This window comes from Vibrio sp. V39_P1S14PM300 (assembly GCF_009904765.1).
Taxonomy (GTDB): Bacteria; Pseudomonadota; Gammaproteobacteria; order Enterobacterales; family Vibrionaceae; genus Vibrio; species Vibrio proteolyticus.
On sequence record NZ_WXWP01000260.1, the window covers coordinates 1 to 15,373 of the forward strand.

The 15,373-nt window shown below is 50.3% G+C and carries 15 protein-coding genes and 2 pseudogenes; 8 read left to right on the forward strand and 9 right to left on the reverse strand.

Translation table 11 applies throughout. The features are described from left to right. Window positions 1-127 precede the first annotated feature (127 nt). Window positions 128-1,396 (forward strand): O-acetylhomoserine aminocarboxypropyltransferase/cysteine synthase family protein, encoded by a 1,269-nt coding sequence (locus CAG65_RS13145; RefSeq protein ID WP_021703394.1) that lies wholly within the window; start codon window positions 128-130, stop codon window positions 1,394-1,396. Between the two features lie 37 nt (window positions 1,397-1,433). On the opposite strand, the pseudogene CAG65_RS22460 reads toward CAG65_RS13145, so the two are convergent. The 9 genes and pseudogenes from CAG65_RS22460 to CAG65_RS13185 form a co-directional block, all read right to left on the reverse strand. Beyond that, window positions 1,434-2,282: pseudogene (locus CAG65_RS22460) on the reverse strand (GNAT family N-acetyltransferase); the annotation flags it as partial. 108 nt (window positions 2,283-2,390) lie between these two features. Next, window positions 2,391-3,185 (reverse strand): annotated as a pseudogene (locus tag CAG65_RS22465) (lysophospholipid acyltransferase family protein); the annotation flags it as partial. Between the two features lies 1 nt (window position 3,186). Then, window positions 3,187-3,639, reverse strand: coding sequence for a hypothetical protein (locus CAG65_RS13155; protein ID WP_161453938.1), 453 nt, complete (start codon window positions 3,637-3,639; stop codon window positions 3,187-3,189). 9 nt (window positions 3,640-3,648) lie between these two features. Beyond that, window positions 3,649-4,086 (reverse strand): YHS domain-containing (seleno)protein, encoded by a 438-nt coding sequence (locus tag CAG65_RS13160; RefSeq protein WP_161453939.1) that lies wholly within the window; start codon window positions 4,084-4,086, stop codon window positions 3,649-3,651. 15 nt (window positions 4,087-4,101) lie between these two features. Then, window positions 4,102-4,851, reverse strand: a complete 750-nt coding sequence (locus CAG65_RS13165; protein ID WP_161453940.1) for an NRDE family protein — start codon at window positions 4,849-4,851, stop codon at window positions 4,102-4,104. A 2-nt stretch (window positions 4,852-4,853) separates the two neighbouring features. Then, the gene (locus tag CAG65_RS13170; protein WP_161453941.1) at window positions 4,854-5,411 is read right to left on the reverse strand and encodes a hypothetical protein; all 558 of its coding nucleotides are present in this window, start codon (window positions 5,409-5,411) and stop codon (window positions 4,854-4,856) included. Window positions 5,412-5,427: 16 nt separating this feature from the next. Beyond that, entirely contained in the window at window positions 5,428-6,558 is a 1,131-nt protein-coding gene (locus tag CAG65_RS13175; RefSeq protein ID WP_161453942.1) for a D-alanine--D-alanine ligase, read from the reverse strand. After that, window positions 6,558-7,088, reverse strand: coding sequence for a DedA family protein (locus tag CAG65_RS13180; RefSeq protein ID WP_052035719.1), 531 nt, complete (start codon window positions 7,086-7,088; stop codon window positions 6,558-6,560). Before CAG65_RS13180 ends, CAG65_RS13175 begins: the two co-directional genes overlap by 1 nt. A 312-nt stretch (window positions 7,089-7,400) precedes the next feature. Next, window positions 7,401-8,285, reverse strand: a complete 885-nt coding sequence (locus CAG65_RS13185) for a DMT family transporter (RefSeq protein WP_040902177.1) — start codon at window positions 8,283-8,285, stop codon at window positions 7,401-7,403. A gap of 318 nt (window positions 8,286-8,603) precedes the next feature. Between CAG65_RS13185 and CAG65_RS13190 the strand changes: the two genes are divergently transcribed. The 7 genes from CAG65_RS13190 to CAG65_RS13220 all read left to right on the forward strand — a co-directional run bounded on the left by CAG65_RS13190 (window position 8,604) and on the right by CAG65_RS13220 (window position 15,205). Then, entirely contained in the window at window positions 8,604-9,896 is a 1,293-nt protein-coding gene (locus CAG65_RS13190) for an extracellular solute-binding protein (RefSeq protein ID WP_161453943.1), read from the forward strand. An 83-nt stretch (window positions 9,897-9,979) separates the two neighbouring features. After that, entirely contained in the window at window positions 9,980-10,861 is an 882-nt protein-coding gene (locus CAG65_RS13195; protein WP_161453944.1) for an ABC transporter permease subunit, read from the forward strand. A gap of 9 nt (window positions 10,862-10,870) precedes the next feature. Then, window positions 10,871-11,713 carry a sn-glycerol-3-phosphate ABC transporter permease UgpE gene (gene ugpE, locus CAG65_RS13200; protein ID WP_161453945.1) on the forward strand — a complete coding sequence of 281 codons (843 nt, stop codon included), beginning with the start codon at window positions 10,871-10,873 and terminating at the stop codon, window positions 11,711-11,713. Window positions 11,714-11,777: 64 nt separating this feature from the next. After that, a complete protein-coding gene (gene ugpC / locus CAG65_RS13205; RefSeq protein WP_161453948.1) occupies window positions 11,778-12,860 on the forward strand; it encodes a sn-glycerol-3-phosphate ABC transporter ATP-binding protein UgpC in 1,083 nt (360 codons plus the stop codon). A gap of 10 nt (window positions 12,861-12,870) precedes the next feature. Continuing rightward, window positions 12,871-13,644, forward strand: coding sequence for a DeoR/GlpR family DNA-binding transcription regulator (locus tag CAG65_RS13210; protein ID WP_021703407.1), 774 nt, complete (start codon window positions 12,871-12,873; stop codon window positions 13,642-13,644). Window positions 13,645-13,646: 2 nt separating this feature from the next. Beyond that, the gene (locus CAG65_RS13215; RefSeq protein ID WP_161453946.1) at window positions 13,647-14,375 is read left to right on the forward strand and encodes a glycerophosphoryl diester phosphodiesterase; all 729 of its coding nucleotides are present in this window, start codon (window positions 13,647-13,649) and stop codon (window positions 14,373-14,375) included. Beyond that, complete coding sequence (locus tag CAG65_RS13220; RefSeq protein ID WP_161453947.1) at window positions 14,372-15,205, forward strand: CPBP family intramembrane glutamic endopeptidase; 834 nt, start codon at window positions 14,372-14,374, stop codon at window positions 15,203-15,205. Before CAG65_RS13215 ends, CAG65_RS13220 begins: the two co-directional genes overlap by 4 nt. Window positions 15,206-15,373: the final 168 nt, after the last annotated feature.

Sequence of the window (15,373 nt, forward strand, 5' to 3'; positions counted from 1 at the left end):
CCTATATACCTTTCCCCATATGCTCGACACATATTCCGGCCAGGATCTCAGTTTTTTTCTCATGTAGATGAAGGGCAAGACAATGACGATTAAGGTATTACTGACGAATATGCATCAAGGACGAGTTATGAAAGACGAAACGCTCTCTATTCATTTTGGTTATGAAACCGATCCAACAACAAAGTCAGTCGCCACACCGATTTATCAGACGGTCGCTTACGAGTTTGACAACGCACAACACGGTGCGGATCTCTTCAATCTGGAGGTACCAGGCAACATTTATACTCGCATCATGAACCCCACTAATGACGTACTGGAAAAACGCATGGCGGCATTAGAGGGAGGAGTTGCAGCTCTGGCAGTGAGCGCCGGAAGCGCTGCGATTAACTATGCGATTCTGACGCTGGCTGAGGCGGGCGATAATATTGTCTCCACCCCTCAGCTGTATGGCGGCACCTATACACTATTTGCTCATATGCTGCCCAAACAAGGCATAGAGGTGCGCTTTGCAAAAGATGATCACCCGGAAAGCCTGGCAGAGCTGATTGACGACAACACCAAAGCGATCTATTGCGAAAGCATTGGCAACCCGGCGGGTAATATTGTGGATTTATCGGGGATCGTCGAAAAAGCTCATGCTCTTGGCGTACCTGTGATCGTAGACAACACGGTGGCCACGCCGGCGCTCTGCAAACCGATCGAATTTGGTGCCGACATTGTAGTCCACTCACTGACCAAATACGTCGGCGGACACGGCACAAGCTTAGGTGGCATTATTGTCGACTCCGGTCAGTTCCCATGGGCAGACCATCAGGAACGCTTTCCAGTCTTCAGCCGTCCAGAACCTTCCTACCATGGCGTTGTTTACACTGAAGCGTTTGGCCCTGCCGCTTTCATTGGTCGCGCCCGAACCGTGCCATTGCGCAACACCGGTTCGACGCTGTCTCCCATGAACGCCTTTATGCTGCTGCAAGGGCTGGAAACTCTGCCACTACGAATGGAACGCCACACTGACAATGCCCTCAAAGTTGCCCAGTATTTGCAACAGCATCCACAGGTCAGTTGGGTCAGTTATGCGGGGTTATCAGACTCGGTCTACTATCCTCTGGCCGAGAAATATATGAAGGGCAAACCATCGGCCATACTGTCATTTGGCCTCAAAGGAGGCTATGACGCCGGTGTACGCTTTTACGATGCATTGCAGATTTTTAAGCGACTGGTGAATATTGGCGATGCCAAGTCTCTCGCTTGTCACCCTGCGTCGACCACGCATCGTCAGTTGAGTGCTGAAGAGCAAAAACAGGCTGGAGTGTCACCAGAGATGATTCGTCTTTCGGTCGGGATTGAGCATATTGACGATATTCTTGCAGATCTGGAACAGGCACTTAACGCCTGACGAAAAAGGGGGCAGCCTCAAGCTGTCCCCCTTTAGTTTACAGTGCGGTTTCTTCCGTCAGATATTGCTCCGCCTGCTCTCGCCCCATGTATTTTCCGAGCGTTTTGAGCGGTACGTTTTTCAAATTGACCACAATCAAACCATCCAGAGCATTATTGAACGTCGGATCGACGTTAAAACACACCAGTTTCCCGTTCATCCCCAGATACTGACGCAACAACACCGGCAGCCCTTTTCCCTGCTCCATACGTGCCAACACTTTAGACAACAACGACACATTGGCTAACGCAGACAACATACCCGTTTGCCAAAATACCGGTTCCTTATCACTCAGGGGCACACTCGGCTGAACCAGACTGGCCTTATCCTGATCATAATGATGAATGGACAACGTTGCCGCCATTAACTGACGCGCCTGATGACTGTAGTCGTTGCTGATGCTAACCGGGCCAAACAAATGGGTGTATTGCGGATGACGATAAACAAACGTGGCAATTCCTTTCCACAGCAACAGCAAGGAGTTGAGGTTGCGCTGATATTTCTTTGAAACGACCGAACGACCGACTTCGAGGCTTTGATCGAGCGAATCAATGAACGCCTGGTCATAACGGAACAGGCTACGTGAATACAACGCCTCAATGCCGGCTTGATCAAGCAATTGATCTACCCGTCCCAAACGGTAAGCCCCCACCAGCTCCTGATGGTCTCGGTTCCAGACAAACAGTTGAAGATAATGTAAATCGTACTCGTCCAGATCGCATGCCAAACCACTGCCTTCACCCACGGAACGGAAACTGACTTCGCGGACCCGACCAATTTCACGCATCATGTTGGGAATCTGCTGAGAGTGTGTGCAATACACATCAAACTCCCCTTGACTGAGCAGTAGCGCATCTGGTGGTAACTGCGCCAGATCCGCTTCCAGCAATGTTACATCGACTTGGGTCATGACCGGCGTCTCATACGCGCCAGTATAGTCTTTCATTTGCTCAGTCTGTCGTCCCATCAAATAGGTGTTGAGACGAAAGTAACTGACCAGATCCGCATCATTTTCAAATCCTTTCACTTCTGAATACGCAATTGGGCTGCCAATAGAGATATTAATAGTTGAGGCTTTTTTATTCAGCAACTCACGGCCTAGCATGGCAGTACGAAGCAAAGGATGAACGCGGCCAGCGCGGTAGAACCAACGACTGTTGCTACCATCGATAAAAACCGGCACCGTTACTGCCTGACTACGACGAACAAATTTCGCCACGGACTGACTCCATTCAATGTCCGATAACCCCGTTTCGCCCTGATGATAAGTCGATACTTCCCCGGCAGGAAAGACGACCAACACTCCCCCCAGGGCCAGATGCCGGTGTGCTTCACGAATCGCATTCGCATTGGTTCGCGCCGCGTCTTTGCTGACAAAAACATCGATACCAATAAACAAATCTTCAATTTCTGGCAGGCGTTTGAGTAACTGATTGGCCAGAACTTTCACATCATTGCGTACCGATCCAATAAGATCCGCCAGAATCACTCCTTCGATAGCCCCCAGCGGGTGGTTTGCCACAATCACCACCGGCCCATGCTTCGGGATATCGGACGTGGTGCCCTGCGCTAGTTGGTAATCGATATTCAGAACGTCGAGCGTGTAACGCATGAATTCAAAACTGGTCTCTGTTTTCGGACGCTGCTGATAATATTTATCCAGCTTAGCCAGCCCCGTCGCCCATTCGAGCATCGACTCTCCGACACCAAAGGGCGTATAACGTGGCAAACGAAACGGACTGTGTATCATCTCAGGCCTCCTTGTGAGTCAGTTTATACAAAAACCCTTTGTCTGAACGCCAGTCTCTGAGCGCCAAAAAAGCTGCACATAGCCAAACCAGGCAAGCCATGCCAAATAATAAACCGCCGTCATCGCCCACCACCTTACCGGTGTCATCAAACGCAGGCATGATGACACCAAGTGGCGTGAACAGATGAAAGAAAATAGCGCCAGACATGATTCCGACCGCCATCAGAGCGCCCAGCCCATGGAAACGGGTGAACAGCAAAATCGAAGCAATCAACTCAGCGATGCCAATCAAGTAGCCACCGTAAGTCCCGAACCAAGCCAAACCAGACCATTCCGCCAGCGTGCCGAAAATATGATCGGTTTCATAGGAACCGGTAAACTTGAAAAACAGCGATTGAATGAAGACAAACGCAATAAACAGCGCTGGTAGATGCTTACTTAGTTGAAAACTCATGACCATTCCCTATTTGATCAATGCTGGCCAGTTTTTATCTGCCTGCTTGATGTGTTGTTGACGTTTTTCATCCCAACGCTGCTTGATCGCTTTATCGTAATTGAGGTAGAGCTTGTCATCCACAATCGCCCAATACTTCGGGTCTCCAGGGGCAAAATCGTTCTTTGCCGATACCGCCCAGGCGCAATAGCCACCATATTGAGGTGCGTATTTTTCCGGGGCAGCCTGAAAGCGTTTAAGGTTCTGTTCCGAGGCGAAATACCAGTCTGCACCTTTATACTCCACCGAGAATTCTGACTTACCTTTCACGGGTTTATTGTCGGTAAAATAGGCTACGGTGTCATAACCGTCCAATGCTTTGTTACTGAAAAAACCGGTATAAATGGGATCTTCAGCCCAAACGCTGCTGCTCACTAGCAGCAGTGCCATCATGATAAACTTTTTCATAACTGACTTCCTTTGTTAAGAGACCAGCGATGCCCGCCCGACAATGCGATACCGGTGTTGCATAAGCGCATGTCGGGTCAAGTGCAGACACGGACATCCGGCAACATAGGCCATTGACGTATCGTCGCTGGTGACTGCGAGGTGGGTAAAACTGACCGTGTGCGCGTCTTTTCGGTGCATACAGGTCGACATGTGTAAATATTCTGGATGATGCTGGGTGTGGAACTTCAGCAGTTGTTCTTCGCTCATCTCTTCCGATGTCAGATGCTGATAGATGCTTAGCCGGTAATCGCGAACCGCAACCAGATCAACACCAGATGAAAACAGTGGTGAGTCCGTCGCTTGAATCCGGCTTTGAGTACCGTCCCATTCCAACGCCATTACAGCTCGCAGTTCAGGCGTGAGTTCGGGGTCGAACACCAGCAGAGAAAATGGTGCAAACTGGCGAAGTTCCAGCTGTTTGAACGCGTGAATAACGCCATGCACGCTGTAATTCGACGCCAGCTGACGCAATAACAGGCCGCGACTGACGAGCTCGCCATCAGGGACAATGCCTTGGTAATTATTCAACAAACAGAGAGATAAGCCGTATTCGTTGAGACTGATCCAGCTTCCCATTCCCTGGGGATCAATGGGCATCAATACTTCCACCCCATCAATGTTAAGCTGTTGTGGTGGCAACGCCAGTGCGCGCGACTTTTGTTCATCACGATTAAAGAACACCTGATAACCGTTACGATCCACTAACCAAGATACAGAACACATCGTCATTGCCCCCGATAAAATGACGCCGTAGCCGGCGCGAGACCAAATGTCTCGTAAGCCTTGATGCCCAGCAAACTAGCCACTACCTTCGCCATGGCAAAATGGTGGCTGGCATGTAGCGCTGCAAACGTCAGTTCACGCTCAAACGTTGACACTGAAGCGATGCTTTCACTCGCACTAAGCGACACCTCAGAGATCACGGTGACAGGTGCGTGCAACGCTTTCGGCGAGCAGTGCAAGACCCAATCGATCAGATGTTCGATCTCTTTCATCGCGGCCTGACGTGACGTTTCGACGTGGTGCCCTCGCCGGCGCTGATTGTAATCCACCACCCCTTCTTGTGTGTGTTGCAAAGCATGGAAGATATCCAGCCAGTGGCGGTAGTGCTGACCAATTGAGCTGCAAAGGTGGGGCTGAGCCACATGAGTGTAGTCATTGTCCTCCAGGTGATGAAGAAATGCATACCCTTGCTCCAGTGTTTCAACACAGCCTCGTACCGATGCAGGCTGAAGATTGGTTACGCTGGCGTTAGATGAATTCGTCTTAGAGAGTGCAAGCATTGTTGTCGCCTTTTAGTCAGTCGGTTGCCGGATATTGCTGAGTGAGTTGTTTTTCTTCCCGCCAGGCATGAAAGAGCTCTTTTAATGCTGGCGTTTGATGCCCGCGCTGCTTTTGCTGCGCACCGATATCAAACAGCATCCGGTACTGAGCCAGCAAAGTGGAAAAAATTTCGCGTAGCGGTGTATTGCGGTCCCAGATGTGGGCGGCTTCACTGCTGGCGCCATTAATTTCGAGAATCGTAAAGCGCTCGCCTCGCATAAAATGATGAATATCCTCAAATTTGATATCAAGACGACCAAAGTGGAAACTGTCAAAATCATCAAAGATCTTATCGAGTCGACAAGTCAGTTCTTCTGTAATGAATTGATTGCCATTACGAAAGATCGAACCACGGCTATGGCTGCCAGCAAAGGCTAACTGGAACTCTTCCCCTTTCTTGGGGACCCAATCAAGTTTGTCCGGATAACGAGGGAAATACAGATGCGTCAGTTGACCCGCTCTCGGACAGCGCTCAATTAGGCGCTTCAAGGTGTGTTTACCATCACCGATCACCGAAGGCGCGTATTTCAGCGTCATGGAGAATATCCGTCCGTGCTGGTGCCCGGGATAGCGGACATAAAACACCCCGGCTTCAGCCTGATATGGCGCTTTTTGTTGGATAAGAAAACGGGCATGATCAGGAAAGCTCTCGATATAGTGTCTGAGTTGCATGTCATCTTGTACCAACTTAACCCCAACACCTCGACAGCCCAAATCGGGCTTCGCCACGACAGGGAATGCCAACTGCGCACTTTGCATTGCGTGAAGCGCAGCTTGCAGCTGGTCATCAATGGACCGCGTATCTTTCGTCAGTGTGACAAACGAAGCGATCCAGCGTTTGGCATGCGAACCGGCCAGATTGAGGATATCGTGTTTCGACTCCCCAACCATGCCGCTGAGACGAATCGTCGGATTGGCAATCAGCGGCAATGTCCAGTCTAAATAGCGGACGCCCTGCAACAGGCTCTGCATCACGACCGGCGTGTAGAAAAACCAGCTGGGTAGGAACTCATACGGTGACACCGTGCGGCCCGTATCCAACTCCAGTATCGGCATACCCGCGTTTATCCGGTTCGGTTCAATACATGGAATGTCAGGCATTAACATCAGGAAATCCCTCTTGTTAGTGTTTTATTCAGGAAACGGTTGACGAACACCAACCCAGAAAACGCCAGCGGAATCAATAACCATTGATAAGCGCTAGTTTGCTGCCAGACCGAAACACCCAGCCAGTACACCACCGAAAACACCAGCAGTGTCCATACTGCCGTCGCAAGCAATACCGCGGACAAAAACAGCCCCGCGGGTATGGCAAAGAAGCCGCTGAGCGTATAGCCAACAGTTCGTAAACCCGGAACAAAACGAATCACGAACAGGTTGCTAAACGCATGACGACTCAGCCGTCCTTTGAGGTGACGAAAATGGCGATTGGTTACCGCGCGATAACGTAGACTCCGAACGCGCCGCGACCATTTCCCCAGGTAATACAAGCCAAGATCGCCGCTGGCAATACCGACAAAAATAGCCAATAGCGCCACCGGATACGACGTCAGTTGTTGAGAGGCCAGTCCGGCTGCCGTGACGATTGCCAGGTCTTCAAGCAAATACGACAACGCAACAATACCGACAAATAGCATCAGCGTGGAATGCGTTCCTGTGGTCAAAAATGACTGCAACTGTTCTGTCACGTGAAGTCCTTATCTGTTGGTATCTCTGGGGTAATCAAACTAAGCACAGGCAAACTGGTTCATTGACCTGCCTTTTACAAGACCGAGCAATCACAAAGAAAATTGCATAAGTATGAATTTTTTAGCGTGTTACTTAATGAAAGGATAAAAATGGCGGGTTAGCGAATAAACTGGCGGTACTCAACCTGTGCCAGGTAAGTTTTGGGCGGTTGGTTACAAAAAAGCCCGCGAGAATCGCGGGCTGGCAAAAAATCAGAGCGTTCAGGAAGCTTGCCCACGCAAGCGCATTAAGCGTCCGTCAGTGCGATAGAGAATCAGTGACAGGAGAATCAATGAACACCCGACGATTTTGTTCATCGACAAAATTTCACCATACCAGAGGATACTAAGAATCACTGTCCAGACTGGCTCTAAGATCATAATTAACGCGGCGTTGGATGGCTGGCTGTGTTTTTGCCCTAATGTTTGCATCACGTAGCGTAAGCTGGTCGCCAGCAACGTACTGAGCGCGAACCATCCCCAAATGGACGGAGCAACAGACGTCGGAATTTCTTCAGTCAGTGACGAAACCATCAATGCAAGGCAACCGGTCACAAACAACTGAATGCAGGTTAGCAGTAACACAGGTAAACGCTGTGAGTATTTACTGTTCACGTTGAAGTGCAGCGCAAGCATAGTGGCACAACCGACAAACCAGATTTGACTTGCCGACTGTTGCCAGCCGCCCGCCAACGAGAGCGATGCCAGCCCCGCCACAGCAACGGGCATTGAAAACCAGAATGCGCGTTTAGGCCGCTCGCGAAAGAGTATCCAGGCCACAATCGGAACGATGAGCATCGACAAACTGACGATAAAGGCCCCTTCACCCAAGGTTTCGCTGATTGAGATTGCATGAATCCAGCACAACAAAGATCCACTCAACAAACACCCAACCATGGCCGCTGACGCAATATCTTTCAGTTTGGCACGGCGCAAAGCGGTGAGACACAGTGGCAACAGGCACAAGGACGCAATAGTAAACCGCAGCCCGATAAAGCCGAAAGGAGGAAGCCCCTGAATAGTTTCTTTCGAAAAAATCCAGCCAAATGCAGCCAACAAGGTGGTCGCCACCAGAATCAGGGCAGCTTTACGTTCAGAATTCAAGATAGACACTCTTCTAGGCGCGCGTTCGCTGTCATCAGCGAGCCAGCGCAGCGGTGGTTATGGTTGCTCAATCATGCCAGCTAAGTGCTTCACTTGCGATAAAAATTAACCGAAAGTCATGCGGATTACAGCTTCGTTTGCCAGTCACTTATTGCGTCGATTATCGCCAAGCAATCGCCAGAGTGTGAACCAACTCATCCGATCCATAAATCTTTCATGATTTTGCCATTTTTTAAACACGGAACTGAAACATTGCATCACCAAGATAGCCAGCAAACGAAACAAAAGAACTCTCGTTCGAAACTAAAAAAGGGAACAACAATGAATAAGCTATGGTTAGCAGGACTGGCAGCAGCCAGCGTCTCTGGTTCAGCACTGGCAACGACGGAAATCACCTGGTGGCATGCCATGGGCGGCCAGTTGGGAGAAACGGTGAACAAAATCGCTTCCGATTTCAATGCTGCGCAAACAGAGTACAAACTGACACCAGTGTACAAAGGCAGCTACACAGAAACGCTGACGGCTGGTATTGCTGCGTTTCGCGCAGGTGAAGCTCCTAACATTCTTCAGGTATTTGATGCCGGTGCCGCAACCATTATGAGCGCTAAGGATGTCGCCAAACCCGTGCAGGACATCATGGTAGAGTCTGGCTATTCATTTAACGCGCAGGATTACTTGTCTGGCGTGCGAAACTTCTACGCAGACAACCACGGCAAAATGATCGGCATGCCATTTAACAGCTCAACGCCGGTGCTCTACTACAACAAAGATCTGCTCAAAGAAGTGGGTGCAGAACCACCGAAGACGTATGAAGAAATGGAAACGGTGATGAAGAAGCTGGCCGACAAAGGGCATGCTGGGTTTTCGCAATCTCTGACGCCTTGGATCATGTTTGAAAACTTCAAATCCCGCCACAACCTACAGCTGTCGGACAACAACAACGGTTACGACGGACTGTCGAGCAAAATCATGTTCAACACCAAAGACATGATGATGCATGTCCAAAAACTAAAAGCATGGTCTGACGAAGGTTACTACAAGTATTACGGCAGCGACTGGGACGCAAACCAAACACCATTCGAACGTCAGGAAGTCGCGATGTGGATGGGCTCATCCGGTTCATTTGGCGGGCTGAGAAATCGGGTTAAGTTTGATTTAGGAACGACCTACCTCCCTTACTGGGAATCAATCACCAAAAAACCAACGCATACCTTTATTGGCGGCGCCGCCCTGTTCGCACTCAACGGCCATGACAGCAATCAGGATAAAGGCGTAGCAGCGTTCTTCGCTTATCTGACCAAACCTGAAACTCAGAAGTACTGGCACGAAACCACTGGCTATGTTCCGGTGACTGAGGCCGCCTACGAGCTCACTAAAGCATCAGGTTACTATCAAGAGCAACCAGATGCCGAAGTCGGTGTTAAGCAGCTGAGCCTGACCGACGGCAAGTGGACAAAAGGCTACCGTTTGGGTTACTACCCACAAATCCGCGAGGTGATGCACCGTGAATTCGACAATATCTTTGCTGGCCGTGAAAGCGTTGAGCAAGGTTTGAATAAAGTGGAAAACGAGAGCACTAAGTTGCTGAAGCGTTTTGCCCGCACGGTGAACTAACCACCACCGGCCTCTGCTCCCATCAGTAGAGGCCGTTTCTTTGTCTGTCACAGGCTTGTCTTTGATTTAACCTGGAATGAGTTGTGGAACGTCGTCAACAATTTCGTCACACCCCGCTGCCTTACCTGCTGCTGGCACCTCAGATTATTATCATCGCGGTGTTTTTCTTCTATCCGGCCGCTAAGGCGATTTATCTCTCTTTTATGCTGGAAGATCCATGGGGCATGTCATCGGTTTTTGTCTGGTTTGAAAACTATCAGATGCTGTTTGATTCCTCGGAGTACTTAGATTCCATCGGCTTTACGCTGCTATTCGCTGTTGTGGTTTCATTTCTTTCACTGGCGATTGCTCTGCTGCTTGCGGTCAAAGCCGACAATGTGCTGCATGGCCAAGGCCCGTATAAAATCACCCTCACCTGGGTGTACGCGGTTGCGCCTGCAGTGGCTGGCATCATCGGGGGCTTTTTGTTTAATCCGCACATCGGCGTGCTTAGCCACCTATTCAGTCAGTTGGGCTGGAATTTCAGCTTTCAGACCGACCCATTTGATGCCAGCGTAGCCCTGATTCTGGTTTCGGTATGGAAGCAGGTCTCCGTCAACTTTATCTATTTTCTGGCGGGTTTGCAGTCCATCTCTTATGCCGTAAAAGAAGCGGCCACACTGGACTGTGTCAGTGATTCAAAACGTTTCTGGACCATCACTTTCCCTCTGCTGGCTCCAACGGGCTTTTTCTTGCTGGTTATCAACCTGACGTACGCCTTTTTCGAAACCTTTGGCGTTATCGACACCATGACCTCTGGCGGCCCGGGAGGAACCACCACATCACTGGTATACAAAGTCTATCGTGATGGATTTGTGGGCGCCGATCTCGGTGGAAGCTCGGCTCAATCAGTCGTGCTGCTTCTGTTGGTACTGATCCTGACGTTCATTCAATTCCGCTTTGTCGAAAAGCGGGTGCATTACTGAGGAAAGAGCATGAAATCCAACAAACTTTCCGATCATCTGATCTTAATTCTCGGGGCTCTGTTTATGCTGGCACCGATCTGGCTGATATTTGCCAGCTCCACGCACGATCCTAATACGATCGTCAGTGACGGTCTACAGTGGCGGCTTGGCGATCATTTGGTGTCCATCTATCAGGAAGCTTGGGATAAAAGTCTCGGCTTCGCGGGCAACGTGACCGCGAAAACGATGATCATCAACTCTATGGTCATGGGACTGGGTTTTGCGATTGGCAAAATCATCATTTCCATGATGGCTGCATTCGCATTGGTTTATTTTCGCCTGCCTTATGCCACCCTGTGGTTTTGGTTGATTTTTGTCACCCTATTACTGCCGCTGGAAGTACGGATCATTCCGTCTTACGAAGTGGTATCCAGCCTCGGCATGCTTAACAGCTATACCGGATTGATTCTCCCCCTGATTGCCTCTGCCACCGCGACCTTTTTCTTTCGTCAGTTCTTTAAAACCATCCCTGATGAACTGCTGGAGGCGGCTCAACTGGATAATGCCGGACCCGTACGCTTTTTCATTGATATTCTGTTTCCACTTTCCAAAACCATGATGGCGGCGATATTCATCATTATGTTCGTCGTCGGCTGGAACCAGTATTTGTGGCCAATCATGATGACCACCGATGAGAGCTATAACACCATCGTGATGGGCATCAAACAGATACTCAACAACATCAATGAAACCAGCCTGCCCCGCTATGATTATGCCTTTGCCATGGTCATTCTGGCGATGCTGCCTCCGGTGGTGATCGTGATTGTATTCCAGCGCTGGTTTGTGAAAGGACTCGTCGAAAGTGAAAAGTAACGCCCTCATCAGCACACACAATGTACATAACATCGTAACCACCGCTCAGGATAGCCGTATGAATATGTTAGAACTTAAGAACCTGATCAAAACTTACGAAAATGGCCATCAAGCGGTCAAAGGCATCAACCTGGCCATCCGACAAGGTGAATTTATCGTTTTGGTCGGTCCATCTGGGTGTGGAAAATCCTCCGTACTGCGCTCTATTGCCGGGCTGGAAGCCATCAGTGGCGGTGAGATCCACCTTGGAGGCCGCCGGGTAGACAGCGAAAAGCCAGCCCTGCGTGACATCGCCATGGTTTTTCAGAATTACGCGCTTTACCCACATATGAGTGTTTACGACAACCTGGCGTACGGACTTAAAAACCGTGGTGTGGATAAAGCCACTATCGCCAGAAAAATTGCCTCCGTCTCGAAGACACTCAAAATTGAAGACTATCTGGACAGGAAACCGGCCAAGTTATCCGGAGGTCAGCGCCAGCGCGTCGCCATGGGACGGGCAATCGTTCGCGACCCTCAGTTATTCCTGTTTGATGAACCGTTGTCGAATCTGGATGCCTCACTTCGCGCCCACATGCGACTGGAAATTAAAAAGCTGCAACGTGAGCTCGGCGTAACCAGCATCTACGTAACCCACGATCAGGTGGAGGCCATGACACTGGCCGACCGTATCGTTGTACTCAATCAAGGTGACATTGAACAGATTGGCACTCCGGCAGAAGTCTACCACCAACCGGCCAGCGCGTTCGTCGCCAGTTTCATCGGCAGCCCGGCGATGAATTTCCTCCCCGCAACGCTGGATAAGGGCTATCTGACGTTTGGCGAGCAGCGCATCTATCTGCCCGATTATGCTGACGTTGCTCACTGTAACGTAACACTCGGCATTCGTCCGGAGCATGCGGAACTGTCGCCATCAGAACACACCATGTCTCTGACACTGGATATCAGCGTTGTTGAGCCGCTTGGGCCTAACCAGTTGGTGCACGGACAGGTACAACAGGCACCTTTCATCGCCGTCACACCCGAAGTGGCCTTTGATACGGCTCAGCCATTAACGCTTCACATCGCACCTTGCAACCTGCACCTGTTCGATGACAACGGCAAGCGTATGTGCCCTTTCGCGCTGACTCAACAAACCGTAGCTTAGAAGGATTACCGTGAGTTTATCTTCCAGACAAAAAGAGATACTCAGCTATCTTCAGCAAGCGCACGGCGTGCTATCGAGTTCACTGCTCTCAGAAAAGTTCGCCGTGTCAGTACAAACCATACGTAAAGATATGAACGATCTGAGCGACAAAGGTATGGTACGTCGCGTACACGGCGGGATTACCTTACCGAGTGACAATGACAACCTGTCGTTTACCAATCGCGACATGCTCAACCTGTCCGCCAAACAAACCATTGCACAGTGTGTGGCCGATGAGTTGCCCGAAGGTAGCAGTATTTTTCTTGGTATCGGCACCACCCCAAAGCATGTTGCGCATGCGCTGCTCGATCATCCTGGCCTGACGGTTGTCACTAACAACATCAACGCCGCCTTAACGCTCAGTCGCAACCCGAATGTGGCTGTGCATCTGGCCGGAGGCGCCGTCCGTTCATCGGATGAAGATACGGTTGGCGAATCCGCCACCCACTTTTACCGCCAGTTCAATATCCGCATTGGTATCTTCGGTGTGGGTGGTTTAGGTGATGGTGGCCAGTTACTGGATTTCACGCCGGAGGAAGCGAGCCTGACCCGCGCCATCATTGAACAAAGTGAACAGTGTTGGTTAGTTGCAGACAAAACCAAGTTAGGGCGTTATGCTCCGGTGGTCAGCGGTAAGCTGTTTGAAATACAAAGAATGTTTGTCGACGAAGACACCATCGACATCGCGCGCCTGTGCCAGTTGAATCAGGTCGAGTTGGTGGTTGCCCAGTCTCGTGAGGAATAATTATGTCGCCAATAATTGTCGGTCACCGTGGTGTGGCCGGTCACTATCCGGAAAATACCCGCGTCAGCGTTCAGGCCGCCATCGATATGGGGTTGAAATGGGTCGAAATCGATGTTCAGCCAACCAGAGACAACGTCCTGATCGTCTGTCATGACCACACTATTGACCGTTGCAGTAACGGCAAAGGACGTGTTGATCAGTACACGCTGGCCGAGTTACAGCAGTTTGACTTTGGTCAATGGTTTTCAGCCCAATTTGCCGACGAACCCGTCATGACACTGGCTGAACTGCTTCAACTTGCAGCGGAGCACGGACTGGGGCTCAACATTGAAGTCAAAGTGGATCGTCACGATGTAGCCAGCGTCGCTGCCCAATTGAAAGAGCAGTTGGACCAAGGTCCTCTCCCGCAATCGCAGATCCTGTTGTCCAGTTTCAGTCACGGAATTATTCGTGAGTTGCATCAGCATTGCCCGGGCTACCGTTTAGGCGTGCTGAGCGAACGGCTTTCAAAAAAAGACTGGGACGTTCTGCGCGAAGTCAACGCCTTCAGTTGTAACCTGAACTACACCTGGACCTCGGAAAAACACATCGATGAGCTGCACCAGCATGGCTATCAGGTGTGGTGTTACACCGTCAATCGGGCAGAGAAATTTAAACATCTGGATAAGGTGGATGCTATCTTCACCGATTACCCGGAACGTTTGTTAACCCTCGGTTGTGCATCATCATGATAATAGAGCCTTCCATTTGGATTTGGGTACCACTAGCGCTGGCAACACTGGCCGGGCTGCTTGGCCAGCCCAAAACCAGTTACGGTTTGTTGGCCGCCGCGATTTTTGGTGCGTTGCTGGAAGAGCGTCTATCTCTTCAGGCGTTAGCTACTGTACTGATCGGTTTGGGTGTGGCCTTTTTTGCACCTCGCCAAGACAGTGTCTGGAAAAAAGCCATTGCATATGGGTTCGTGCTGATCTGGTCGCTGGCCATGTTTGCGCACTTACTGCCTGGCTTTGCCAACCTGAAAGTACTGCACAGTGTCGTTAGCGGCCCCCAGAGCGTGCCGTTCAACATGCATCTCAACCTCGACAAACCCTTGGTGTTTTTCGCCTTGCTATTGGCTTATCCGGTGTTGCTCGGTCAAGCTAAGACCGTCAACCTGAAAGTCTTGTTGGCCTCTTCAACACTGTTGATCGTCCTGCTCCCGATTGCCACTGGCACCGGGGCAATTCGACCTGAGCTGACACTGCCTGACTGGTGGTGGCTATTTGCCCTGAACAATCTTCTCTTCACCTGTGTTGCCGAAGAGGCGTTATTTCGTGGTTTCATCCAACAATCTCTCACACGACGCTTTGGGTGGGTCGCAGGGCTGGTCGTCGCCAGTTTGTTATTTGGCCTGGCTCATTTCGCTGGCGGCATCACGCTAGTTCTGTTCGCGACGCTGGCCGGGTTAGGATATGGCCTGATGTTCCACTTTACCGGACGATTATCGGTCGCTGTGACCGCACACTTCTTGTTTAACTTTGCCCATCTGATTTTCTTTACCTACCCCGTCGCCATTAGGTAAATTCCCCCAAACAAAACACCGGATCAACGTATCCGGTGTTTACATTCATGTTATTAATATATCTGTGACAACTGCGTGTTACAGATTGATTAAAAACGAATAATTCTCGTTTTTTGCATTTTTATCCTAAGGTTTGGTGATTTTATAAAACTCCAGGGAGGAGATAAT

Bases quoted from the DNA above. Each gene is read 5' to 3' on its own strand.
- CAG65_RS13165 (WP_161453940.1), bottom strand. From the start codon at position 4,851: ATGTGTTCTGTATCTTGGTTAGTGGATCGTAACGGTTATCAGGTGTTC.
- CAG65_RS13220 (WP_161453947.1), top strand. From the start codon at position 14,372: ATGATAATAGAGCCTTCCATTTGGATTTGGGTACCACTAGCGCTGGCA.
- CAG65_RS13155 (WP_161453938.1), bottom strand. From the start codon at position 3,639: ATGAGTTTTCAACTAAGTAAGCATCTACCAGCGCTGTTTATTGCGTTT.
- CAG65_RS13215 (WP_161453946.1), top strand. From the start codon at position 13,647: ATGTCGCCAATAATTGTCGGTCACCGTGGTGTGGCCGGTCACTATCCG.
- CAG65_RS13160 (WP_161453939.1), bottom strand. From the start codon at position 4,086: ATGAAAAAGTTTATCATGATGGCACTGCTGCTAGTGAGCAGCAGCGTT.
- CAG65_RS13190 (WP_161453943.1), top strand. From the start codon at position 8,604: ATGAATAAGCTATGGTTAGCAGGACTGGCAGCAGCCAGCGTCTCTGGT.
- CAG65_RS13180 (WP_052035719.1), bottom strand. From the start codon at position 7,088: ATGCTATTTGTCGGTATTGTTGCGTTGTCGTATTTGCTTGAAGACCTG.
- ugpC (WP_161453948.1), top strand. From the start codon at position 11,778: ATGTTAGAACTTAAGAACCTGATCAAAACTTACGAAAATGGCCATCAA.
- ugpE (WP_161453945.1), top strand. From the start codon at position 10,871: ATGAAATCCAACAAACTTTCCGATCATCTGATCTTAATTCTCGGGGCT.
- CAG65_RS13170 (WP_161453941.1), bottom strand. From the start codon at position 5,411: ATGCTTGCACTCTCTAAGACGAATTCATCTAACGCCAGCGTAACCAAT.
- CAG65_RS13175 (WP_161453942.1), bottom strand. From the start codon at position 6,558: ATGTTAATGCCTGACATTCCATGTATTGAACCGAACCGGATAAACGCG.
- CAG65_RS13145 (WP_021703394.1), top strand. From the start codon at position 128: ATGAAAGACGAAACGCTCTCTATTCATTTTGGTTATGAAACCGATCCA.